15 protein-coding genes are annotated in these 24,544 nt (G+C 43.6%); 11 read left to right on the plus strand and 4 right to left on the minus strand.

Annotated features, from left to right (window positions below; genetic code table 11):
* Positions 1-279: transposase (locus FDK13_RS07110; protein ID WP_170982737.1), on the plus strand; the 279-nt coding region annotated here is incomplete at its 5' end.
* Positions 280-295: 16 nt separating this feature from the next.
* Here the strand turns inward: FDK13_RS07110 and FDK13_RS07115 are convergent.
* From FDK13_RS07115 to FDK13_RS36385, 4 genes are all read right to left on the minus strand, one after another.
* Positions 296-745: a MarR family winged helix-turn-helix transcriptional regulator gene (locus FDK13_RS07115; protein ID WP_137339313.1), complete on the minus strand. Its 450-nt coding sequence runs from the start codon at positions 743-745 to the stop codon at positions 296-298.
* Between the two features lie 242 nt (positions 746-987).
* A complete protein-coding gene (locus tag FDK13_RS07120) occupies positions 988-1,905 on the minus strand; it encodes a helix-turn-helix domain-containing protein (protein WP_137339314.1) in 918 nt (305 codons plus the stop codon).
* 6 nt (positions 1,906-1,911) lie between these two features.
* Positions 1,912-2,811 (minus strand): SDR family oxidoreductase, encoded by a 900-nt coding sequence (locus tag FDK13_RS07125; RefSeq protein WP_137339315.1) that lies wholly within the window; start codon positions 2,809-2,811, stop codon positions 1,912-1,914.
* A 294-nt stretch (positions 2,812-3,105) separates the two neighbouring features.
* Complete coding sequence (locus tag FDK13_RS36385) at positions 3,106-3,240, minus strand: hypothetical protein (RefSeq protein ID WP_262711813.1); 135 nt, start codon at positions 3,238-3,240, stop codon at positions 3,106-3,108.
* Here FDK13_RS36385 and FDK13_RS07130 point away from each other — a divergent pair.
* From FDK13_RS07130 to FDK13_RS07175, 10 genes are all read left to right on the plus strand, one after another.
* Positions 3,188-4,252 carry a dipeptidase gene (locus tag FDK13_RS07130; RefSeq protein ID WP_220417334.1) on the plus strand — a complete coding sequence of 355 codons (1,065 nt, stop codon included), beginning with the start codon at positions 3,188-3,190 and terminating at the stop codon, positions 4,250-4,252. The two genes, FDK13_RS36385 and FDK13_RS07130, sit on opposite strands and share 53 nt — an antisense overlap.
* Positions 4,253-4,608: 356 nt before the next feature.
* Complete coding sequence (msrA, locus tag FDK13_RS07135) at positions 4,609-5,100, plus strand: peptide-methionine (S)-S-oxide reductase MsrA (protein ID WP_137339317.1); 492 nt, start codon at positions 4,609-4,611, stop codon at positions 5,098-5,100.
* Between the two features lie 440 nt (positions 5,101-5,540).
* Positions 5,541-6,413, plus strand: coding sequence for a c-type cytochrome (locus tag FDK13_RS07140; protein ID WP_137339318.1), 873 nt, complete (start codon positions 5,541-5,543; stop codon positions 6,411-6,413).
* Between the two features lie 40 nt (positions 6,414-6,453).
* Positions 6,454-7,461: a ScyD/ScyE family protein gene (locus FDK13_RS07145; protein ID WP_137339319.1), complete on the plus strand. Its 1,008-nt coding sequence runs from the start codon at positions 6,454-6,456 to the stop codon at positions 7,459-7,461.
* Between the two features lie 312 nt (positions 7,462-7,773).
* On the plus strand, positions 7,774-10,851 hold the full coding sequence (locus FDK13_RS07150) for a ligand-binding sensor domain-containing protein (protein WP_137339320.1): 3,078 nt from the start codon (positions 7,774-7,776) through the stop codon (positions 10,849-10,851).
* Positions 10,848-11,579, plus strand: coding sequence for a LytR/AlgR family response regulator transcription factor (locus FDK13_RS07155; protein WP_137339321.1), 732 nt, complete (start codon positions 10,848-10,850; stop codon positions 11,577-11,579). Before FDK13_RS07150 ends, FDK13_RS07155 begins: the two co-directional genes overlap by 4 nt.
* 215 nt (positions 11,580-11,794) lie before the next feature.
* The gene (locus FDK13_RS07160) at positions 11,795-12,496 is read left to right on the plus strand and encodes a hypothetical protein (protein ID WP_137339322.1); all 702 of its coding nucleotides are present in this window, start codon (positions 11,795-11,797) and stop codon (positions 12,494-12,496) included.
* A 558-nt stretch (positions 12,497-13,054) separates the two neighbouring features.
* The gene (locus FDK13_RS07165) at positions 13,055-14,755 is read left to right on the plus strand and encodes a hypothetical protein (protein WP_229215937.1); all 1,701 of its coding nucleotides are present in this window, start codon (positions 13,055-13,057) and stop codon (positions 14,753-14,755) included.
* 10 nt (positions 14,756-14,765) lie between these two features.
* Positions 14,766-22,514, plus strand: coding sequence for a hypothetical protein (locus FDK13_RS07170; RefSeq protein WP_137339323.1), 7,749 nt, complete (start codon positions 14,766-14,768; stop codon positions 22,512-22,514).
* Positions 22,515-22,525: 11 nt separating this feature from the next.
* Positions 22,526-24,532, plus strand: coding sequence for a fibronectin type III domain-containing protein (locus FDK13_RS07175; protein WP_137339324.1), 2,007 nt, complete (start codon positions 22,526-22,528; stop codon positions 24,530-24,532).
* Positions 24,533-24,544 lie beyond the last annotated feature (12 nt).

Genomic DNA, 24,544 nt, shown 5'->3' on the forward strand with positions numbered 1-24,544 from the left:
GTGCCTGATTTACAAAAAATTACTGCCGACAACGGTTATAAAATAACATTCATAGATTATGTAATCAAAGAGTATAAATGGGAGGTGGAAATTGCACAAAAACCAGAATCAGCACAAGGATTTATCCCTCAGAAAAATCGCTGGCAAGTAGAAAGATCGTTTGGATGGCTAAATTTTAAACGTCGACTATTTAGAGATGTTGAGAAAACCGTAGAATCTGCTGAGGCAATGCTTGAAATTGCCTACTTATCCATTTTTTTGAATAGAATAACAAAATAAGATCCCAAAACATACTCTAATTCCTTATTTTAATTTCTTCATGATAACGGGTAATGGCCAAAAGAACATCAATCGCAGCATCATAATTTTCATCTCCGGTGATCTTGCGGTATTCATCAACGATCCCACTCGCCGATTCTTTGACCTTCGCACTAATCTCTATCCCTTTGGATGTAAGCGTTATTCTCTCAGACCGTGCATCCAGTGGATCTTTTTCGCTGGTTATTAATTTAAGCGCAAATAGTTCTTTAATAATTTTACTTGCAGCCATTTTGGTAATTTGCAATTCCCGGGCTACCTCGTTATTCGATATCCCATCCGTTCCAATGCACATAAAAACAGGAACATATCCGATTTTAAAGCCAGGTAGCAATTGTGTAAATACGGTATCACCCCACTCGTCCGTCAACCTTTTCAGAATGTATATGACCTTAAAAAGCAATCGGGTATTGATATGATTTTCCATTCTTTATATTTCATTTTCATTTCAAAACGCATAAATAGTAAATTTAGTTTACTATTGGCAACTTTGTAAAACTAAGTATATGTTTGCAATTTTCAAGTAAGATCTAATCCCGAAAATCATTTCTATGAATATCACGAAGAAATTTTCCGGATAAACCAACTTAAAATTTATGACTTAGCCAAAATACAATTTGAAATTAAAGATGAAAAATAGTACGATTAGCTGTATTTCCCACCCCTATTTTAATTAAATGAATGCCTGAATTCCAATGGCGAAAGATCGGTTTTGTTTTTAAATAATTTGCTGAAAGACTGCGAATGTTCAAAACCTAACGCATAGGCGATTTCGCTGACAGATAAATCCGTTGTGGTTAATTTCTCCTTCGCCAGCCCTATCAGCTTATCGTGCAAGTGTTGCCGGGCATTTTGTCCGGTCAGTACTTTTAACATACTTCCTAAATAATTGGGTGATATATTTAAAGACTCTGCAATAAATCCAACCGTTGGTAATCCGTTTTGAACCAAACTATCACTTTTAAAATAATTGTCGAGAATATCTTCAAGACGAGCGAGAATCTGATGATTTGCGATCTTTCGGGTAATGAACTGACGCTGGTAAAACCGGTCTGCATAAGTCAGCAACAGTTCAAGCTGGGCAAGAATGACTGTCTGGCTGAATTGGTCAATATTTGCATGATACTCCTGCTCCATATATTGCACAATACCAGTCATCATGGTTTCTTCTTTTTCGGAAAGAAAAAGCGCTTCATTCACCAAGTAGCTAAAATATTCATATTGCCTGATGGTTTTGGCCAATGGCGTATTCCATAGAAAATCTGGATGGATCAGCAACATCCATCCAGATTGATAAACGGGTTCATCTTTCTCAAACGTAAGTTTCAGAAGCTGCCCCGGCGACGTAAAAAACATTACACCCTCATCGAAATCATACGAATTTTGACCATATTTCACTTTATAGTTTAGGTTCCGCTTCATGGCTATCGAATAAAAATCCTTGATCACATGGAATTCATCAACCAGAAGATCATTCATCAATTCTACATTAATGACGCTTATCAAAGGATGCTCGGGTTTGGGTAATCCTCTGAACTTGTGAAATTCAGAAATCGTTTTAAAACGATAAGGTTGTATGTTTGACATGATAATTTAAAGTCTGAAATAATCACCTTTATCCAGATCTTCGATTAAACCCGGATGTACCGGATTCCAGCCCAGAATTGTCTGAGTTTGCCGACTGCTTGCAGCACAGTCCATTCCTGCAAAATGTGTAAACCAGCTAAAATGTTCGGCGGCCTCCACTGCTGATTTACTGACTACCGGAATATTGAGGCCCTTACCAATGGCTTCTGCTATGTTCCGAAAAGCAATACCTTCTTCCGCCACTGCATGATAACGTACAAATCCCTCCGGAGCTTGTTCAAGCGCCAGTCGGAATAACCTGGCAGCGTCTAAACGATGCACAGCCGGCCAGCAATTTGACCCTTCTTCTTTATAAACTGAAATCCCTTTCTCACGTGCGATACCAATGAGAATTGGAACAAAACCGTGGTCGCCTGAATCGTGAACAGTCGGCGGCAAACGCACCACAGAAACACGAACGCCCTTTTCAGCAAGCTCATTTGCAGCAAGTTCCGAAGCAACTCTTGGGTTTGGACTGGATGCTACCGGCATATCTTCTTCTGTTACCAAACGATCTGGTATTGACAAAATTCCAATGCCCGAAGTGATAATCAAAGGCCTGTCCGAACCAGCCAGTTCCGAACCCAATGCATTAATGACAAGTCTATCAATCTCGCAAACTTCCTTAAATCTTGTAAAATCATGAACAAAACCGGTATGGATCACGCCGTCCGATGCGGCAGCACCACGCCTTAAACTCTCCAGGTCTTCGAGATTTCCCCGGTGAACCTCAGCACCGGCAGCGATAAGTGATTTTGCACTTTCTTCTGAGCGGGCAAGTCCTAATACCTGGTGCCCTGCACTAATTAATTCCCGAACGACGGCGGAGCCTACAAAACCTGTTGCTCCTGTAACAAAAACGCGCATATGCTTTCTATTTTGGTTTCTATTCTTTTGTTGATACAAATTTCAACAAGAACCGGGTAATGGATGTAGCCAAATCAATTATTGTTGTAGTCAAAATCAGGATTGATTAATTGTTCTGATGAATAGTTGTGACCGGCTATCAAAGCGTTGGTCAGGAAAAAGCAGCTAAACGCCGATTTTGTCAGACCTTAATTGGAATACGGGTTATATTTAATCAAGTTTGCCCCATAGTTATCAAGACAATCTTATCCTATCAGCAGTTTCTTTATTCTGAATCATGATAAAATTACACACTCAGTGGTCACGGCGGGAATTCTTGTCATCTGTTGCCGGGACAAGTGCTATGATGATGTTTAACCCGCTATCATCGTGGGCTATGGACGAGCCGGACCCACGGGTAGCAGCGATTGTGGCCGCTACGATCGGCATTGACTCGCACAATCATATTGATGTTCCCTTCGCCAAAGCTGAGGTACCGGGTCCTGATATTGACCTGGCCAGCGAGTTGAAAAAGTCGGGTTTGTCGGCCATTTGCATGACATTCGCCGTCGACCGTCCGGAGTTGCACAATCCGGGAGAGGCTTACGAACGGTTCATGAATGCTTTGGCTTCAATGGATAACCAGCTCGTTAAAAATGGCATGAAGCGCGCTCTAAATATGGCAGACCTAAATGCCGCTCACAAAAAGCATCAGCCGACCGTCATTCAGTCAGTCGAGGGTGGTCACTTTCTTGAAGGACATGTGGAGCGCGTCGAAGAGGTCTATAATCGTGGTTTGAGACACCTGGGACTACTTCATGACAATGATGCATCTGTTCCTTTGGGCGATGTTTACACAAATCCCGTACGTTGGGGCGGACTAACAGCGTTTGGAGCGGAAGTCATCAAGGAATGTAACCGGCTTGGAATTCTTATCGATCTGGCGCACGCCAATACGGAGACTGTGACCGCTGCGCTCAAAATAGCAGCCCATCCGGTAATTATTTCTCACACTGGTCTTGATACCCGGCTAGGTCAGAACACGTCAATGGCTGCCATGATGAAACCAAGACTTATCAGCAAGGAACAAGCTAAAATCGTTGCCGAGGCAGGTGGTGTGATTGGCGTTTGGACACATCTGGCAGACACCTCTCTGGAATATGCCAAAAATATTCGGGCTTTGGTGGATGTCATCGGGGTTGACCATGTGTGCATTGGTACCGACACCAAACTAACCTCGTCTTACAGTTCTCCTGACGCACAAAATAAACCGGGTGGTGGTCAAAAGCGTGAAAGAATTGGCGAGCGTACCAACCTGACGTGGCAGGACCAGAAATTCGGATTTTATTACACCGTCGTCGATGCTATGCTAAAAATCGGTTTTACTTCTGATGAAATTGGTAAGATAGGTGGTGGCAATTTCTGCCGCGTGTTTGAAGCAGCCACGGCCGGTCCCCGCTGACCTTTAAATACTGTTATGTTCAAGGAATTTATTTTACCAAATAATCCAATCGCGAAGTAAGATCAGGTACTTTTTAAACGATCTATCAAAAGTCAGTCTTTCCGAAATCCTTATTTAAGTACCGAAAATCAATATTTAAAACGCGAAGCCACTCCGTAGCCATAGTTGCTACCGTTCCAGATTTCCTAAGGAAAAAATCTGCACATTTTTGACATCAGGAATTGCATAAACAAATTGCCTGCACGTCTGGCAAATGCCTGCAAACGGATAACGACAAATCAATTAACTATAAAATAAATTCTATAATTTGGGGCATGAAATTTGTACAATAGCATTATCACATTAAAATAAACTATATGATTACTGAAAAAGCCATTTTGGCAGGTGGTTGCTTTTGGGGGGTAGAAGAACTTATCAGACATTATCCCGGTGTAATTTCGACGGTGGTGGGATACACCGGCGGCGATGTCCCGAATGCAACTTACCGGAATCATGGAACCCATGCAGAAGCAATTGAGATCATATTTGATCCGGCACAACTAACTTATCGTGCACTCCTCGAATATTTCTTCCAGATCCATAATCCTACAACGCGAAACCGGCAGGGAAACGACATAGGAGCTTCATATCGTTCTGCTATTTTCTTTATGGATGAAAGCCAGCATAAGGTTGCTAACGTGCTGATCGCAGAAATGGATGCTTCCGGTGTATGGCCGGGGAAGATTGTTACGGAAGTTCTCCCCGCTACTGATTTCTGGAATGCAGAAACCGAGCATCAGGATTATTTGCAGAAAAATCCTGGTGGATATACCTGCCACTTTGAAAGACCTGACTGGAAACTGAGCTAGTTAGCACAGAATTTAAATTTATGCCTGGTTTTATGACAAATCGGGCATAAATTATAAGCGCCCAATGGTACTTCACAAGTCTTCTCATACTTTTCAGCATGTAATATTTCGGCTGTTCACACTTGCTAAAACACGATAAGTCAGTACTGGCAATAGTTTACTCCGCAAGTTAATGATAGTAAATCCCTTCCCAAGCTTTATGATTTTACTATCATAAAGCACTTTCCAAAAGTCCACTTCCCTCCGTTGTCAGCATTTCCCTCTGGTCAATGAAACTTTACCTCTTTCAAAACTTCCACTTACGCAAGCAATACCACCAGTTGTACAGTCCCATGCTTTCAAAAGGCATTTATGATCAGTTTTGATAAAAAACGCCAACCCGCTCTGAAAATAATCCTCGAAGAATTTGGCTCAGGGCTCATTAAATTTCTTATCTGGCTATGATCACAAAAATATTAAAATGGGCAGGTATTTTGCTGGGAAGTATCGTGATTTTTGTAACGCTTACTTATGTGTGGATATACTACGACATTGAGAGACGGGCGGCTAAAATCTATGATGTCAAAGTTCAAAAACTTATAATACCAACGGATAGCGCTTCTCTTTCCAGGGGAAAGCATCTTGCGGTGATCAGGGCCTGCACGGGCTGTCATGGAAAAGATTTTGCCGGCGGATACGCGTTTGCCGATGACCAGTCACCCATAGGCATTTTGTACAGCGTCAATATCACTTCCGGAAAAGGTGGCGTTCAATATACAAATGAAGATTGGATCAGAACCTTGCGCCATGGCCTGGGACGAGATAACCGTTCTCTTTGGTTTATGCCTTCCCATGAAATATACAAAATTTCCAACCAGGACATGGCTTCGCTGATCAGTTATGTAAAAACACGTCCTCCGGTGGATAAAATCTCTCCATCCAAATCTTTAAAACCCTTAGGCAGAATACTGACCTTTCTTGGAAAATTTCCACTTTTTCCTGCTGAAAAAATTGATCATGACGCTACGTATCCTGATGTGGTAATGCCATCGATTACTCCCGAATATGGACAGTATCTGGCGATTACATGTACCGGTTGCCACACGGCTACGCTTAAAGGAGCAGATTCACATGGCCCGAATGAACCAAAGATCCCGGATATTACCTCCACCGGCCATCTTGGAAAATGGACAGCAGAAGCTTTTATAACAACGCTTCAAACAGGTAAAACCCCCGAGAAAAAGCAACTTAGTTCTGCTATGCCATGGAGAGAATTCACCTATACCAGGGATGAGCTCAGGGCTATCTTTTCCTACTTGCACAATCTCAGATAACATACGATCCATACTAATTTAATAACGAATAATCATCCCCATGAAAACTACATTTTTATCAAAACTTGCTCTTGTGCCGCTTTTGCTTGCCTGGGGCTGTACGGATCATAACATTTTTGAAGAACCAAAGCAATTCAAATCTGAAGATCTGGCCGGACAACTACTAACACCCTTTGCCATTACAAAAGGGGCAAATGATTATTTTTGGATTACTGAAATAGGTACCGGCAAAGACGACGGACGTGTTTCACTTATTACGCCGGACGGAAAAGTATATCCTGTCATCGTCGGCTTTAAATCCTCCATAAGTGAGGAAGAAGGCTTACCTGACGGACTTACTCATTTGACTTACAAAGATGGGATCTTGTATATTATTCATGGCGGGGAGGGATTCCTTTACAAGGCAAATGTTTCAGCTTTTAAGCCAGGTGACAAACCCATGCAGGCCAGCTCCCTGCCGAGCGAAAACATTAGTCAGTTTGTTTTGAAGTATGATTTTTTGGTCGATACACAGGAATCTCACTTATACAACCTTACCTGGGGACCGGATGGAGATCTTTTTTTTACCGATGCCGCCGCCAATGCGATCATTCGCAGAAAGTCCAACGGAGATCTTAGCATATTTTCCCAGTTTGCACCTTTCGCGAACCCGGGGCCTGTTGGACCGCCTATGATTGATGTTGTGCCAACGGGAATAGTTTACGACGGATACAAATTTTTGGTTTCAACACTCAGCGGATTTCCTTTTATCGAAGGCAAAGCGGCCATTTACCAAATCGACCAGGCCGGAACTCCGGGCATTTACAAAGGCGGTTTTACGACATTAACCGACATAACGCTAACGCCCTCAGGAAAACCGGTTGTTATTCAATTTGCAAAGTTTGCGCTGCCCGATGGTTTTCTTCCCAATACCGGAAAAGTTTCTGACGAAAATGGACTGACTTTGCTCGACGGCCTGATGATGCCTACGGATATAGAAAGAACAGGCGACAAAACTTATTATGTCGTGTCAATGGCTCTTGGAAAAATCATCAAACTCACATACTAAGACGAATTGCGGCATAATCACACTTCTTTAAAAGATTCAAATCAACTTTAAAATTAAAACCAATCAAGGTCACCGGATATGGGAAACCATATCCGGTGACCTTGATTGTAAATAAGACAATTCCAAAATTGACAATAAAATCAGTCATGCCAAGACGAATGGATCGAAGCAAAATTCAGTGAGCAGAAACCATCACCGGATAATAACAATAGCTGCTGCGAATGTCATAAAACATGCAAGTTCCTTTATCTTGTATGATAATAACCGGTAAAATTTCAAAAGTTCCCCGCAGAAAGATAATCCGGAAAGAATATGGGCAGGTACTGTATCATTCTGTTTTTAATACTTGCCGCTAACCTCTGTTTCGGGCAGGCACCTTTCCGTCTGTCTTTTCATCATCTTACGCGGGAAGAAGGACTTTCCAATAACAACGTATTTTGTTTACTCAGGGATTCCCGAGGATTTATCTGGCTGGGAACAGCGAACGGCCTCAACCGTTTTGACGGAACTACCTGCCGTGTATACAAACCGGATAATGCGAATATTGATGGTACGGATATCAAAAATATCGTAGAAGATCAATCAGGAAATCTTTGGATTGGTACGGAAAACGGTTTAAGTAAATATGACCGGAAAACCGATAAATTCACCTCGATACCCGCGCCTGGTCATGAGAAACATTTCCTGTCTTTCCCTTACTGTGTTGACAACAAGGGCCTTATCTGGATTAAATTTTCAGGCAATAAGTCAAAAGGATTGTATACTTATAATCCCCGTACGAGGCAGTATATTTTTGTAACGGCCGAAATATCCGAGAACCTGCCCAGACATCAAAATGATACTTTTCAGGAAGTCAGGGCTATTCACTGCGGTAACCGTAATGACTTGGGAATCAACAAAATCATATTAAAAGATAATAAAGTCGTCAAAATAGAATCCTTTCTGGATGGCAAAAAAAACCAGCCGGCTTTCTCAAACATTGGTTACTACGCATGCCCGGATGGCGACTCGATTGTTTGGGCAGGCGGATTAACCGATGGGCTGATCAAAATCAATACCAACAAGAAGACAGTCCGAATTTTCAATCAGTTTCAAGAAAAACCATTGGACACGCAATTGAGTCACATCGTTAAATTTAAACACTATCTGATCATAGGCTCTGCCAAAGGGCTTTACTTTTTTGATACCATCGCCGAACAATTTGTTCAGATCCTGACACACTCCGCCTCCATTCCTTCCAGTTTATCAGCCAACTGGAATGAAACGCCCTATCTTGACCGGGACCAAAACCTTTTTATCTCTCAGCTTGGGTTTGGGGTTGATTTTACTAATCTGAATCATCACAACGTTGAACAATGGTTAAGCCAGGCAGATTGTTTGAAATATGGACTGGCTGATAACCATGTGAGCCATCTTGTGCAACGCAATAGCCAAACGTGGACAAAAATGCTGGGTGCCGGTACCGTGGTACTGGATTCGAACGGAAAAATACTGCGTAATTATAAGCTGCATTCCGTTATTTTAAAAGATAGCAAAAACCGGATCTGGCTTTCTAAAAAGGGGGAATGGATAATCGTTAATACCGACAATATAATTGTAAAAAGAATCAATACCAAAGACCTCGGATTACCAGCGGATGGTTTACATTTTGTCATTGAGACCTCTGCCGGCAAATACCTGGCCGCTTATGACAGACTGTTTGAGATCCTTGAAAACGGAAAAAAATTCAAGGCAAATCCTATTGACGATTTAAAAAAAGAAGGATTATTGGACTGCCACCCGATGCTATATGACAGCCTGAACCAACAGGTCTTTTTAAGTGCAAACTGGTGGTCGGGGTTTTATGTGCTAAGAAAGAAAATGGACCATTGGATGTTTTTGAAAAGACCGGATCTACAATTCAGGGTATTCTGGATTGCCATGGCTTTTGAGAAAAGTAAAATCTGGCTTTGCACCGACAAAGGCCTTGCTTTAATGGATACAAAAACTTTCACATACAGGCTTTTCACAGAAAAAGATGGCCTGCCTGATAACATTGTAACCAATATTGTCCCCGAAAAAAATGGCAATTATTGGCTTGTGACAAACAGGGGCATTGCCCATTACGACCGAAAGTTGAATGAATACCGGAATTACACCGGCCGGGACGGCGCTGATTCCAAGGAATATGACTGGTACGGTAACTTTATTTTACCCGACGGCCGTGCCGTTTTTGGCGGAAACAACGGGCTGACAGTCATTGATCCAAGAGCCAATCAAACCTACTACGTAAAACCGAAAATCCAGGTTACCGATTTTTTTGTCAATGAAAGGAGTGTCCGTCAGCCCGCCTATGCCGGGGAGCTCGCTGAGGTGCAGCCGGAGCGGAATCAAAGTTCTTTTGGCTTTGACCTGGCAGGAATTGAGTTTGGCTTTCCGCAAAAAGTGAAGCTTCAATACAAACTTGGCGGTATTGATAAAAGGTGGATTTCGGTTGGAAATCCGGCCTCAGCACGCTATACAGATATCCCGGCAGGTACCTATGAATTTATGGCCAGGGCTTTGGATGAAACCGGAAAATTAAGCTCCCCGGTTAAAAGTATACGCGTTGTCATACAGGCGCCTTTTTGGCGTACCATTTGGTTTCGTACCATTCTGGTTTCCATATTTATTGGATTGGGTTATATTTTCTTCCGCATCCGGTTGACACAGATCCAGTCAGATACAAAGTACAAAGAGCAGGTAAAACACATCAGGGCCCAGGCCGAAATTAACGCGCTGCGCTCCCAGATGAACCCGCACTTTATCTTCAATTGCATGAACACAATTGATTCTTACATCTTTCTGAGTAAAACAATACAGGCCAGTGAATTTCTTCAGAAATTCTCAAAACTTGTCAGGTTAATCCTTGAATATTCGAGGCAGGAGTATATTAGTATTCAAGACGATATCCATGCACTGGAACTATATATTCAGCTGGAACAGGAACGCGGCAGTTACGCGTTTAGTTACGAAATATCGGTTCATGAAACGTTAACCAAAAATGAGTATCTGATACCTTCGATGTTGTTCCAGCCTTTTGTAGAAAATGCTATTCTACACGGTTTGCGGCATAAAAAAGAAGAAGCCGGAGCATTTTTTATTAATATAACGACCCGGAATAATCAACTGATTTGCAGCATCATTGACAACGGGATTGGAAGGATTGCCGCAGGACGAATCAACTTATCAAGAAAACATCAAAGTAAATCTCTCGGCCTGAAACTTACAGAAGACAGAATACTGAAAATCAACGAGATATACCCAAAACAGGCGTATTTAAAAATTACCGATATCCTGACTGAAACGGATTCCGGAACTATTGTAGAGATCGGATTGCCATTACTCACATTTGAAAATATAAAGTCATGATAAAAGCCATACTAATTGATGATGAACCGCTAAGCATCGAAGCTTTGAAAATGAAAATCCTGAAAGCTTCTGACGAGATCGAAATTATTAAAACTTACACGTCAGCCTCAGAAGCGATGGTAAAAATAGAGAAACTCGCTCCCGATGTCATATTCCTGGATGTAGAAATGCCGGAACTGGATGGTTTTCAATTTCTTGAAAACTTCCCGAACCGCTGTTTTGAAGTAATCATCAGTACAGCGCACGACGAATATGCGATCCAGGCTGTCAGGCAAAGTGCGCTTGATTTTCTTTTAAAGCCAGTCTCCGTTCTGGAATTGTCAACCGCTATTGACCGTTTGATACAAAAGCTGCATGCAAAAAACAAAGCCGGAAAATCATCGTACAGAATGGTGGATGCGCAATTTGATAAAATTCCGGTACCCTCTTTACGCGGAATAACGTTTGTGCCGCTCACGGATATTCTTTATTTAAGCTCGGAAGGCAACTACACGATGATTTACCTTGAAAATAAACAGAAGATTGTTTCATCGCGAAACCTTGGCGACTACGAAGCGATGATGGCAAATCTAAATTTCTTCAGAATTCATCATTCCACAGTGATCAATCTTTGGCATATCCGTGAATATCTGCGTGGAGAAGGCGGCAGTGTTGTTTTGAAAGACGGAACCGAACTCGATGTATCCAAAAGAAGAAAAAAAGAGTTCATGGAAGTTATCGGTTTTTAAAACTGATAACTTCCAAACGATTCAAAATAGTTAAGAAAATCTCACTTGTACAATCAAAACAGCCAGTTGTACAAAGATGTATTTTTGACAAGGTTCTTGCTCTAACTTTCCTGTAAATCAGCACACATGGAAGTCTTTACAATACGCTTAATTTAAGCTGACGTCCCTGTGAATAAAGTTGTATACCTCGCAAAACCATTAACTTTGATTGATCCATGGAAACGGCTTACAAAAATATCGGTTATTTTTTCATTGGCCTTCTGGCACTCACCTTCGCAGGTTTTTACATCACCTATTTCGGACAATTTCCTGAATTTAAAAATCTTACACCCATACACCATTTCCATGCCCTGATTTTCATTGCCTGGTATACAGTGTTAATAATCCAGCCCTTTTTAATCCGGTATAAAAAGTTTGCCTTGCACAGGCTTGTCGGTAAATTTTCATATTTCCTGATGCCCCTGGTACTCATTTCCATTTTTATGGCTACACAAACAAGCTATAAAAACGGAATTGTTCAGCATCTCCCTGAAAAGGAAGTGCTGGCAGGAACATTCATGAACCTGCTGAGTCTATTTCTATTCGGCCTTTTCTACTTACTGGCCATGATTAATCGACATCATACGCCTGCACATCTCCGGTACATCATCACATCCTCTTTAATTCTGATTGGACCAGCCCTGGGCCGTATTCTTATTATGTTTTTTGGATTTTCTTTTCCCGATGGCGTCTGGTATGGGGGCATGATGGTACCTGCCTTGATCATGCTTGCACTTATTTTATTGGATATTAAAAATAATAGGAATTACACGCCTTATATTATTTCACTCCTTTTGTCTCTCGCACTGGATCTAGCATGGAAGTACAATTTTCAATCAACTGCCCTGTGGCAAAACTTTGCAGATATTATTTTCTAAAAGAATGCGAACGGGTTCGGGCAGTCAGATCAACGTTGAAACTGAAATAATATGAATTCGAATCCAAAATCACGACGAAAATTGTTTGCCGGGTTATTGCTCCTCATGCTTATTACGGCAATTGCACTAATTTTTTTATGAGAAAACCGTTTTTTCTGCTTTGACTATCCATATTATGATACTCGCCGGGTTTGCCTGCGACTGCATAATTCCCTCTGATTGATACCGGTTTACCAAACTATTCACTCTTATCAGCATAACCGCACTGAACAAAAACCCGGTCATTAAAAGGTATGCCCGCCAATGACTTAATCAAGTCAATTCACCTCAAAAAAGCAGCGCAAATGATCAAATAACCGAATTAACAGCCAATCAAGTTTATTTTGCCGAATGCAACGAAGACTGAAAACAATTTCGCTATTCGTTCATCGATTTTAAGATACCGTTTATCGATTAAAAGTAAGACTCAAAACAGATTCAAGTACTTTTCTGAATATTAAAAAAATTACCGTTAAGGTCCGGGTATTTTTTTATTCAGCAACTAAATGTACTTGAAATATGCTGCATATTTACGCCTCTATTTTATGCATCAGCACACTATTGCTAACCCCAAAAATGCTGTTGGCTCAACCGGGTGGTAAGAACACAAAACCAGTCCAGGTATCCGGAGGTATCAATGCTTACGCAGGATTTTACACACCTGGCGGCATAAGCGCCCGAAATCAGTCGGCCCCATTTGGCCTAAGCGGATCCGTGAATATTATCCTGCCCGGCGGGATAAGTCTTCCTTTTTCAGCTGTCCTGGGAAATCAGGGAAGCAGTTTCAGACAGCCCTTCAATCAATTTGGGGTAAGTCCCGCTTACAAATGGGCAACCATCCATGCCGGCTATCGCAATGTTTCCTTTTCACCATTTACCCTGGCCGGACATACTTTTCTGGGCGGGGGTTTTGAACTGAACCCCGGAATGCTCCGGATTGGGGCTGTTTATGGCCGGTTCAACAAAGCTGCCTCCTCCACCATCGCAGATCCGGAAATTATGCCAACTTTTAAAAGAACAGGTTATGCTTTCAAAGTCGGTTATGGAAAGGCAAATAACTACATCGATTTATTGGTTCTTCGGGCCCATGACGACACTTCATCAATTTCCGGTATTTCTGCCAATCCCGGCCAAAGCGTTACTCCGGCTGAAAATCTTGTCGTTGGTATCAGTTCCCGCTTGCTGATCATTAAACACTTTACCGTAGAAGTTGATGCGGCTGCCAGCTCGTATACACGTGACATGTTCGCTTCAGAGGTTCAAGCCCAGGGCAGCAATGTTTTGGTCAGATTGTTTGGTAAAATGATTACCTCAAGACTTTCCACCCAGCTGACACAAGCTATGCAGACCGCGGTAGGTTATCAGGACAAATGGGGATCTGTGAAACTGCAATACAAACGAATTGATCCCAACTTCCAGACTATGGGCTCCTATTATTTTCAAAGTGATATTCAAAGCTATACTGCGGCTACTACCTTGAACCTGCTAAAAGGGAAAGCACGGATTTCTGGTAGTTACGGTATTCAATTTGATAATCTTGCCAATAACAAAAGCGCGCGCACGGGTCGGACAATTGGTTCTTTTATGGTTTCTGTTAATCCGCAGCCGGAATTTGGCGCAGATATTTCTCTTTCTAATTATGGTTTAAGCCAGAAGGCCGGCATCAGGCCACTGATTGATACATTGCGTATTGCCCAAAACAACCTGTCGGCCACGGTGAACCTGCGTTATTCAATCCTGAATAATGAAATGTCTCACATTTTCAATGTTACCGGCACCCACCAGCAACTCTCAGATCTGAACCAAAATACGGCATCGAATACCGAAAACAATAATCAAAACCTGAACCTGGGCTATTTTCTGGTCCACAACCAATCGGGCTTTGGGGCGAACCTGATGCTGTCTTATACGCAATCCGGCCTGCCGGTTATTGATTCAGCATCGAAAGGCTCAAAAGTAAAGTTCTACGGTCCTGCTTTGGGAACCAACTACGCATTTTTGAAAAAAAAACTGAACACTTCGGCTAATGTGTCTTACCTGGTCAATCAGCAGTTTGGTATTACAGGCAAGGTGCTTACCGCTTCGGCAAATGCAGGATATCAGATCGGAAAGAGACAAAGTATCAGTTTGTCGTTCAACTATCTCAGTTCCGACACAGGTCAGGCATCAGAAAAATTTAACGAATTCAGAGGAAACTTAAGCTATGGGATCACCTTTTAAAAACAGCTATATGAAACAGGTACTAAACCTGGCCAATTTCATTTTATTGGCGTTTTTCTGTACGGTGATTTCAGAATCCCGGGCACAAAACCAGATACGGATCACCACCAACGTACTTCCCCCATACAGTCCGTATATCCAGGATTACCCGGGAACGGGCAATCGCGTGCAGGTTTTCATATCCAATTTATCAGGAAAAACACTTTCTGTCCGCTTGCTGGGAAAATTGGAAGGTGATAATGGCGTCGTGATTCAGACGTCCCGCAACTACCGCCCGCTTCGCCCGCTGGAATTGCGCCCGACGGACGTAAATCGTATGCTGACTCGTACAGAGCTGGAAGGGCTTTTCGATTTGGCTCAGATTGAGGTACAGGGTATGAATAAAAACGAACTATACAGAGGTTTGCCCCTACCCGAGGGTAATTATCAGCTTTGTGTTCAGGCTTTTGACAATGCCACTATACACCCACTTTCCGCTGAATTCCCCATGGGTTGCAGCGGGCTCATACCCGTCAGGATCGTTGAACCACCGATCCTGATCTCACCATTCGATAACGAAGAGGTGATTAGCAAAACGCCGCAGATCCAGCTTTTCAGTTGGTCAGCGCCCGTTGGAATTCTGCCCAATCAGGTAGAATATATCTTACGTATCGTGGAACTGCCAGGTACGGACGTAAACCCAAATGTCTATATCGATGCCATGGTTTTACCAAAAACCGGTCTGGAGGTGAGGAATTTAAAGACTGCCACTTTTCTGTACGGCCCGTCGCAGCCGCCATTACAGTACGGCAAAAGATACGCATGGCGGGTACAGGCCCTTCCAACCAGCCAGAAACTCAATTTCATGAACGAAGGCAAGAGTCCGGTGCAGGTGTTTACCTATGGTTTGATCACCACACCGGAGAATCTTGAATACATCACCATGAAAGTCCCCAACGGCGGAAGAAGCAGAAAGCCCGCTAAAATCGAAATAGGAAATAATAATCCTCTCGAATTTGCATGGGAACTTGACAAGGAATTTGAAACAAAACTCCGGAAAGTATATAACGTTCCGGCATCTCAAAAATCTTTGCTGGATTATGTTTCAGCCCTGAGCTACAAGATACAAGTGAGAACTTCACCAGCCAGACCAACTGACAAACCCGTTTTTGATCGTCAGGTAAGGACTCCGCATTTGCAGCTCGAAAAGACGGCTCTTCCCTCCGCCATGGTTCACGGTAAAAGTTACGAAGTGTCGGTTGAATTGACTGGCGTGTCTGACCTGATGCGCAAGCAAGCCCAGCTTTTCGACGAACATTTATCGTCAAAACCACAGTCATTTTCTCTTGTTGCCAAAGACAAGGGTAATGCGGATGATACGCTTACAATCAGTGGCATACTGGCTTACAAATATCCGGGAGAAGCGGGTCCGGCACATATTCTGCCAAATACCAAAGTGGTTTTGTCAAAAATAGAAACCGGCAACTACATCCTGACCGTGGCACATGGAAACTCAGACGCTTCGGGCCGTTACAACATCAAAGTACTAAAATCGACCCTTCATGGCCCGGATCTGTTACAGACCTTTACACGCTGCGTCGTAGATCCGGTTAATCCGTTTATTCAGCCCAACACATCTGCCGGCTCTTATCAAACCAGCAATGAAAATACATTTCAAATCGCGCGTACAGAACAGGGAACATATCACGTGGAAGGTATCACCTGGCTTGCGTCGGGTTACAGCCTGGATCTGATAGCCAGGCAGACGTATAAAAACTGGCCCGGAGCAGCCGACGCAAAGCTGGCGGACCAATATATAGTCCTATACCGCAAGAAAGGATTGCTGGAATACTATGACAAATTACGGCTTCCGGTTGAGGGACAGGTTGAAAAGCAAGCGAAGACCGATTTGACATATTCAACAAATCAAGGCATTGTGAATAACCAGTTAAATTCCAATATTATCAATAGCCAGCTGCCCTTTTCAGGTTCAGGGAGCGGAACCGGCAATACTCCATCCGCAGTGGCTTTAAAGCCCGCGTCACAAAACCTAACATCAACAGGTCCTCCAACTTTATCCGGAAGCAGCATCGTTACAAGTTCAGTAGTCTCAATTATTTCTGAAACAGAAACGTTGTCAACCCGGAACGAACTGCAAGAAAAAATAAAAAATGAAGTCATAGCCGCTGGCTACCAGTTCATTGGCATCTCACAATTAAAAGCCAATGGAAATACCTATTCAACAACCTTTGAAAGGCTCGTATATGCTGATAAATCCTACGACAACTACCGGGTTTATTGCCCTGGCTGCGGTCAAAAACCTGATGATGGTCAGGCAATTATTTTCTTACATCCGAAGGAAAAACTTTCAACACTAATCGCCCGAATAGAAAAAGACACCTTCAACATTGAAACAACTGAGCCGCCAACCATGACATTCAAAGGCAAGCTGGCTTACAAGTTTGCAGATCCGGGACAAGACGGGGCTATGGTGCAACCGCTTGGCAATACGCAGGTAACTTTACAGGTGGTTTATAAAAATAACGAAACAGGTAAAGTAAGCACATTCGGCAGTAACCTGAGCAAGGAAATAACTGATTTTCACACAGAATTCAGTTCCGTTCTCGACACAAAAGTGACCAAGCCCGACGGGTCTTTCGAATTCTCTGTTAAAATGACCAAACCCATGATTTTGGGAATGCTTGCAAAATCAAAAGGTTCCTCAGGAGAGCTAGGAGACAAACCCACTATTTACACCAGATCGATCCGGGTTGTTATCGACAATCCCTACTATGCGAGCCCGGTAGAAGAATTTGGGACAGGGGAAGAACAAATGAGCCCCCAGGGACTTCACGATTTTGGAACGATCATTGGCAAAGTCAAAAGTTACAATCTTCGGGTACAGGTCAAATCAGATACAACCGGGATATCGCAGATTCTCGTACAAAAAGCCGGAATTAAAGAGAATCTTTTCGGAATGAGAGTATCCGTGCTGCGTGATTTGCAACAAAAAATTCCGACGCCGGGCGCTAACAAACGCCCGCCCTCAGATGAGGGTTTTGGCGAGCACACAATCATAAAAATCAAAGACCACTCCTACAAAACCATTGGCACCGGTAAATCCGACGTAAATGGCAAAATTACTTTCCCGAGGATGGTGATGGCCAATGGCGTAAATGACACCTATTTCATTGCCACAGAATCAAATGTGGACGGGTTAAATAATTACCAGCTGGTTTCACTCAAGCGGATCATTGTTAACGAAGCCTGGGCGGACGTTTATACCACCACCCCTACGGCAGCCGAGAAAGCAATATCGGAAAAAGCTGGCAAGACAAAGCAAAACGGCGCCCTTGTCAATTGTCGTCAAACTGTAAAATTCCGATGCCCTACCGCGGGATTAAATGCCTACAGTACGTCCTCCACTTACTACCTGGACTCGCCCGCAGATGCAGAAAGTATCAAAAGCTATATGTCGGATCCCAAATGTCAAAAAATTTATGGAAATGACTGTGAGCAGGCTAATGATTACTGGCTTGGACAAAAACTTAGTGATGCGCCCATTAACCAAAAAGTACTGCTGACCGGCAATGTGTTCCCCGCTACCCAGCCAGGTATTGACATTGGCCTTGGCCTTGTCACAGCAAATGAAACGGTATTTGCGGATCAGTACAAATACGATGCTTCCGACATCGTCCAGCGGTACTTGCAACCAGGCGCACCAACAGTTAACGTTCGGGTGGTCGACAAATCCGACCCGACAAAGGGTATTAAAAACGCGTTGGTAAGCCTTTCCTATGATCCCGAGGACGGATCTATAGGCAACACCAACAAAATGACAGATGCCAATGGCTGGATTACCTCTCCATTTGTGCTCAAACCCGGTAAAAATGCAAAAGTGAAAATCATTGCAGACGGCTACTATTATGACGCCAACCCGCCGACAATCAAAATTCCCGGAAGCGCACCGTTTTCGAAATATTACCTAAATGTCGGGGATGTAATGCTGGGCCAGAACAGTTATTACCCCACTGTTCTGATGCAACCCAATACCCATATTACCGGACGAGCCATTGACTATGATTCTAAAACGGATCAAGACAATAAAACCAAAACCGTTTCTGCACAGAATGTACTGAAAGCCGGGACTGGCCTTAACGGACAGATAAGTAATGCCAAACCGTCAAAGATCCAACCCAATGTCTCCGTTATTGCGCAAACGAATAATACCCAGGAAAACACCAAACCGGAACTGGGCTTAGGCCAGACCATGGAGGCTTATGTACAAGCCGATGATGGATATTTATTCAAAACAGCCTTCAAAAATGACATGTGGGCATTTGATATGGATGCTCCATCGTCAGCAGATACGCTCAAAATCATCCCGGTTAATCTTAGCTATTTCAATGAACAACGGCTTATCAGGACTGAATTACCCAAGCCTGCATCCCTTTCCGGAGGAAAATTCAGCATCAACGCCGGTGATATAGACATCTACCAGCGTGATCACCGGGTTACTTTCAAGATCTTTGAGAAAGGCTCGGGAAAAGAAGTGGCCGGAGCTATCGTCAAGCTCTTTGGGAAAGAGGAGTCTGGTTTCGTTTTCGGCCCCAGCAATCAACAGGGTGTCGTCGAAACCCGGTTCAAAAATATTTCGGTAGAAAATCTCTATGTTGAAATCTCCGCACCCGGCTACGTTACCCAGACAAAATCGATAACGAATGAAGAAAGCAAGACTTCCGCTACAAAAATCGTGCTGCTCGAACCAGCGGTAACAGTCAATGGTATCGTGGTCGTAAAATCGGCGCAGGGTGTGGATGTCCTGCTGGAAGGAGCTCTGGTGTTCGTTTCTGCCGGTACCAATACCCCGCTGAAATACAGCACGATCTCCAAAAAAGACGGTTCATTTTCACTGGATGTCGATAAAAATCTCTCCAATTGCACTATAGAAGCAACATTCAGTCCAACCGGATCAGAAAAACAAGGACTGGCCGTAACATACATTGGAGCCAGAAGCGACCAGGTGATTCCCCAGGGCAAAGGAAATTCTCTAAAACTTACCTTGACAACTTTTAGTCAATTCAGTGTACAGTCGATTTGGGGCTTCCCTGTCACCATTGAAAAACTGGATCCCAAAACACTAAAAGTGACCGGTGAGGTCGATTTGACGGATACCGGTTTGGGACCATTTGGTATAATGGATAAAAACACAAAAGTACGATTCAAAGATGTCGTCTTCAAGGCCAATCCGGATAGACCACAGGAAGGTATTCCCGCAAACGAAACAGTTGAGCTGGAAACGGGCGTATTAAACGACCTGGTATATCACCCAACGGCCAATATCGCGGTTCAAAATATCAAATACAACATCAGACTGACTTCTTTGGACGATGTCCAAAAGGCAGGAAAATTGAAAATCATCAGAACTCCCGGAACTTCGAAGGGAAAAATCATGGCCCAGGCGCAGGTTATTGACAACTCGTTCAACTTCTCGGCCAACCTGCTTTCGTATGAAAAAGGCCAGTTTTTCATCTATGATCCTAATGCCTCAGGGCAACCCGGAAATAAGCCGGCGGTCACTGCCTTTGACTCCGAAAAAAATACTATCAAGTGGACAGATTTCGGTATTGCACAGAAAGATGGAAATCCGATGAAGCTAAAACTGCTCGCCTTCGACGCAACCAGTAAATTAGAAGGTTCCAGGCTAATCGGGGATGAAATCCACCTGAATCCCGTGATGACCTGCAAGATAAAAGATGCCAACCCCTCAGAGCTTATAGTCAATATTGGAGATCTCGTTATTAAAAACAATACTGTCGACACCAAAACAGGACAAACTCCGCTCACTTTCCCACTTGCCGGGAAATGGACCGTAGAAGTGAGAGACTGGAAACTTGACTATAAAAAAGGCGGATTTTACGCAACCAAAGGCGTGATCAAAACCGGAAAACTGGACGTCCCGATCAAGGAATTCAATCTTCGAAGCGATTTCTTCAAACTGGATGCGGTACCCGAGAATCTCGAACTTGCCGGGGTGGCTAAGCTTGAATTGGGAGGAAAGGCATTCTTTGGTTATGATACACAAACAGGTTCGGATATGAAAGGGCACTGGTCACTGGTACTGGTTCCCGAAGGTACTTCCCCGGCTGCCAAACTTCCCGCAAACTCGTTACCCGGATTAACCGCTGCCATGGAGTTTCAAACAGTCTCCTTACTGGATAACGGACAGGATGTCGTTACGTTTGGCTCGGGGAATAAGAAGTTCAGGTATTTCAATATTATTGATGTCCGGCCAACAACCATTGAAACAGGTCCAGATTGGTTTGCCTTCGATTCGGGAATGTCATCCGGAATACCCAATGCTCCACAGGACGTTTCAATGCGTTTTATCTATTCAAAACCCAAAGACGCGACGGAAATAAAACTTAAAACCGTTATTCCTGGCAAGTTTAAGTTTGAAACAAGTGGTTATCTGAATTTCGAAGCTGGACAGGATGTAGCGAAAAATGACGAACAGAGTACGGCCATATACTTTGGAGACGGCGTGATGGCAATACGCGGACGGGTCGAAGAACCTGAGAAGCTTTTAATTAATGATGTGCTGCTCATCCATACCAAGGATTTCACACACATTACCCATAATCGTAACCTGGATCTTCATGAAAAGACCAATCTTGCGAAATTCGTGACCGACTCTGACGATTTTACCAATCCCAAAAATGATACCAAATATTACAATGAGGGTGGTGGCTTCAAACAGCTTGGCATGACACTGGAAGGCAGCTCCAAACTTAGCCAGCTTTACTGTCATCAATCCGTTACAGGTACACAATGGGGACTTATGAATTTTTCAGGTTTGCCGCAAGGTTTCAAAATGTGGGAGGAAACAGAGAAAAACAGGTTATCATTCACTGCTTTCGGCGAAGTCACGGCAAATAACGAAGAGATAGGACTTGATGGGATTGATACTCCTCTGGGAGGCCTAAGCCTGGTGTATGACCGCAAACTAAGCCGGTTCACAGGAACAATACAACTACCTCCTATGCCAATACCACCAACGATGACGTTCTCAGGCGGTATAGCACAGGTACGCGTAGATGGAAATGGTTTTTACTTTGTGGCATCAGGTAAACTGGAAAATGTACCGCTTCTTGTTCCCATAACCATGAGTGCAGGCCTAATGCTAGGCTATTACGCTAGCGGCGATCTCTCCGATGCAGCCAGCGTGTTATTTGCCAACAGCCATAGAAAAAGTCTTCCATGCAGCTTTGATAAGGGTTTTAAAGGAGTATATGCGACCGGTGAGATCCCCTCCCCCTTTCCTGAGTTCAATAGTGAACTTTCCATTCCTGCGGTGGGAGGATATAAAGTAGGGCTGGACGCTTATGTGGATGCCTATGCTTATGCGGTCTATCAGGGCAAGGGAGCCTTTAATTTTGGTGCCGGCCTTGGCATAGGTGCCCACGCTTATGCATATGGAAGTATATTATCATTAAGCGCCGGCGGAGAAGTACATGTCAATGGAGGGATCGAAACGGGCTTAACACTTGATTTGAAAGCCAAAAGAATCGATTTGTCCCTCAGCGCAAATGTCGGTGCAGGATTTTCGGTTGTGCTGGAAGAAGAACTAACCAGTATAAAACATAGTGGCAGCGCCGATTTTTGCATCAAAGTTGGCGCGAAAGGTTCATATACCATCGGCCAGTTACCAACGATTTCACCCAGTTTTGAGCCCAGTTTTACAAAATGCGGATCACAATGTTCTGTTACAGAAAAATAATATTATCGAAAATGAAAGCATCTTTCTATATCATTGTTATTTGCTCATTTTCCCTGACTTCCAGGGGGCTGGCGCAGCAAGCACAGGTAACTGCCGGTCCATACGGCGTGTTTATCCAGTTTGAAAAATTGTTACATGGCCCTCAGTATGTTGTGGAGCGGCTCCTTATCGGTGCAAATAACACAACAAAGCCTGATTGGAAACCTGTTTGCACGACCGACAAGCCGCCTCAGAGTGCCCAGGATCTGACAGCTCGTCTTGCAATCCTGACCCGTAAAAACCCGTTGTACGAACTTCCCAACGATTCGCTGACGCAATTACTCTATGGACGTTATCACAGCATATCCTCTGTGGATTCGCTTGGAACTTATGCATATAATCCGCAATACCTGGAAGCTCTGGGTCTTGGTTTCTTAGACACGGAGGTTATGCAGGGCCGCCGTTACGACTACCGCATTAGCCCGCTGAGAACATCGGCTGGTGCCGTCTACCATAACCCACCCACGGTTAGCGTCCCGGGATCAGGACTGACAACCACTATAAAATCAGTCAGTTACAGCACCAATGGAAACGAAGTGAAAATTAAATACCACATAAAAAAAGCAAGACCTGACATTGCAGGAGCAAGGATACTGAGGGCCAGTTATGCACAAACCGGTTTCTCCGAATGCCCAGCCGAATGGCGTTTCAGAAAAGGGGATAAAGACTCGTTGTTTCTGGAAATAACAGACCACAACGCCCGGCGGAAAATGCTGTACAGCTACATCGTTTTCCTGAAAGATTTCCTGGGAAACGAAAGTAATGCTTCCGATACCATCACCATCACCAATTTACGTCCTCAGGAAGCATTGCCGACCATATACAGCATCAAAACTTCCTCAGAAGAAGTCAGTAGTGCCATTCGTGTAGCATGGAAATTATCCTCAACCAGGGACTTGCAAGGCATTGAAATCTGGCGAAGCGAACAATTCGATTCGGAATACAAATCCATAGGCACAGCCTCAGCCACGGATACAGTATTTTACGATAACGTTGTTGAGCCGGTCAGGGGATATTATTACCAGATCAGACTAAATGGAACATACGACAGGTCTTCTCAGTCCGTCCGGGTATCGGGTATGCTTAAAGCCAATCGCCCTGCTTTACTTTCGCCCGCACATTTTACACTGACCGAATCAAATGACACGTTGTACTTCCGGTGGCAATCAGCTGATTTTGACACACGCGGCTATTATCTCTATTTCTCCAATAGTCAGTCGGATTCTCTTAAACTATACTCCGATATCATCTTAGCGTCCGGTCTGACGATGAATTATCAGGTACCAATCAAAAGATTAGCAATTGGAGTAGGATACCGATGGGCAGTTGCCGCAATTAACACCAGCTATAATGTTGGCCCGATGAGTGAACCCGTTTATTCTCAACCCAGGTATCCGGACCGGCTGGCTGCCCCACTCAACCCGGAAATGCTTTATCAGGAAGGACGTGCACTTCTTGTCTGGGAGAATATGAGAACCATTGACCCCTACATACTGGGGTATATCGTGGAGCGTAAGGCGGACGATGAAAAAGTCTTTAAAGAGATTTATCGACAAACGATAGACGATAAATCGCGGAATAACTATGAAGACCTGACCGTAAAACCAGGGCAGCAATATAACTACCGGATCAGGGCATACGGTATGAATAAAAAGCTGAGTGCTTTCAGTACTGAAATTACCTACTTTAAATCCTTACCTCCTGTACTGTCTGTACGTGGATTGAACGTCATGGCCACGAACAAAGGGGTTAGAGTTGCCTGGGATACCCCGTTTGATGTACCGGACAAAATTGTAGTGTATCGCTATACCGAGAAAACCATTGCACCCAAAGTCATAGGAAGCGTTGCAGGCCAGCAAGCCGAATTCATAGACAAATATGCCACGCCGGGCATTGCTTACCATTATAGCATTGTAGTCGTTGGGACCGATAAACGCGAAAGTGCCCCTACTGACCTAGTTGGTGTTCAGTGGCGTTAAAATATTCCACCA

The sequence above is a fragment of the Dyadobacter frigoris genome (assembly GCF_005280585.1).
Classification (GTDB): Bacteria; Bacteroidota; Bacteroidia; order Cytophagales; family Spirosomataceae; genus Dyadobacter; species Dyadobacter frigoris.

Excerpts from the sequence above, each read along its gene's own strand:
- FDK13_RS07115 (WP_137339313.1), bottom strand. The coding sequence starts at position 745 with ATGGAAAATCATATCAATACCCGATTGCTTTTTAAGGTCATATACATT.
- FDK13_RS07120 (WP_137339314.1), bottom strand. The coding sequence starts at position 1,905 with ATGTCAAACATACAACCTTATCGTTTTAAAACGATTTCTGAATTTCAC.
- FDK13_RS07125 (WP_137339315.1), bottom strand. The coding sequence starts at position 2,811 with ATGCGCGTTTTTGTTACAGGAGCAACAGGTTTTGTAGGCTCCGCCGTC.
- FDK13_RS07130 (WP_220417334.1), top strand. The coding sequence starts at position 3,188 with ATGGACGAGCCGGACCCACGGGTAGCAGCGATTGTGGCCGCTACGATC.
- FDK13_RS36385 (WP_262711813.1), bottom strand. The coding sequence starts at position 3,240 with ATGCCGATCGTAGCGGCCACAATCGCTGCTACCCGTGGGTCCGGCTCG.
- msrA (WP_137339317.1), top strand. The coding sequence starts at position 4,609 with ATGATTACTGAAAAAGCCATTTTGGCAGGTGGTTGCTTTTGGGGGGTA.
- FDK13_RS07140 (WP_137339318.1), top strand. The coding sequence starts at position 5,541 with ATGATCACAAAAATATTAAAATGGGCAGGTATTTTGCTGGGAAGTATC.
- FDK13_RS07145 (WP_137339319.1), top strand. The coding sequence starts at position 6,454 with ATGAAAACTACATTTTTATCAAAACTTGCTCTTGTGCCGCTTTTGCTT.
- FDK13_RS07150 (WP_137339320.1), top strand. The coding sequence starts at position 7,774 with ATGGGCAGGTACTGTATCATTCTGTTTTTAATACTTGCCGCTAACCTC.
- FDK13_RS07155 (WP_137339321.1), top strand. The coding sequence starts at position 10,848 with ATGATAAAAGCCATACTAATTGATGATGAACCGCTAAGCATCGAAGCT.
- FDK13_RS07160 (WP_137339322.1), top strand. The coding sequence starts at position 11,795 with ATGGAAACGGCTTACAAAAATATCGGTTATTTTTTCATTGGCCTTCTG.
- FDK13_RS07165 (WP_229215937.1), top strand. The coding sequence starts at position 13,055 with ATGCTGCATATTTACGCCTCTATTTTATGCATCAGCACACTATTGCTA.
- FDK13_RS07170 (WP_137339323.1), top strand. The coding sequence starts at position 14,766 with ATGAAACAGGTACTAAACCTGGCCAATTTCATTTTATTGGCGTTTTTC.
- FDK13_RS07175 (WP_137339324.1), top strand. The coding sequence starts at position 22,526 with ATGAAAGCATCTTTCTATATCATTGTTATTTGCTCATTTTCCCTGACT.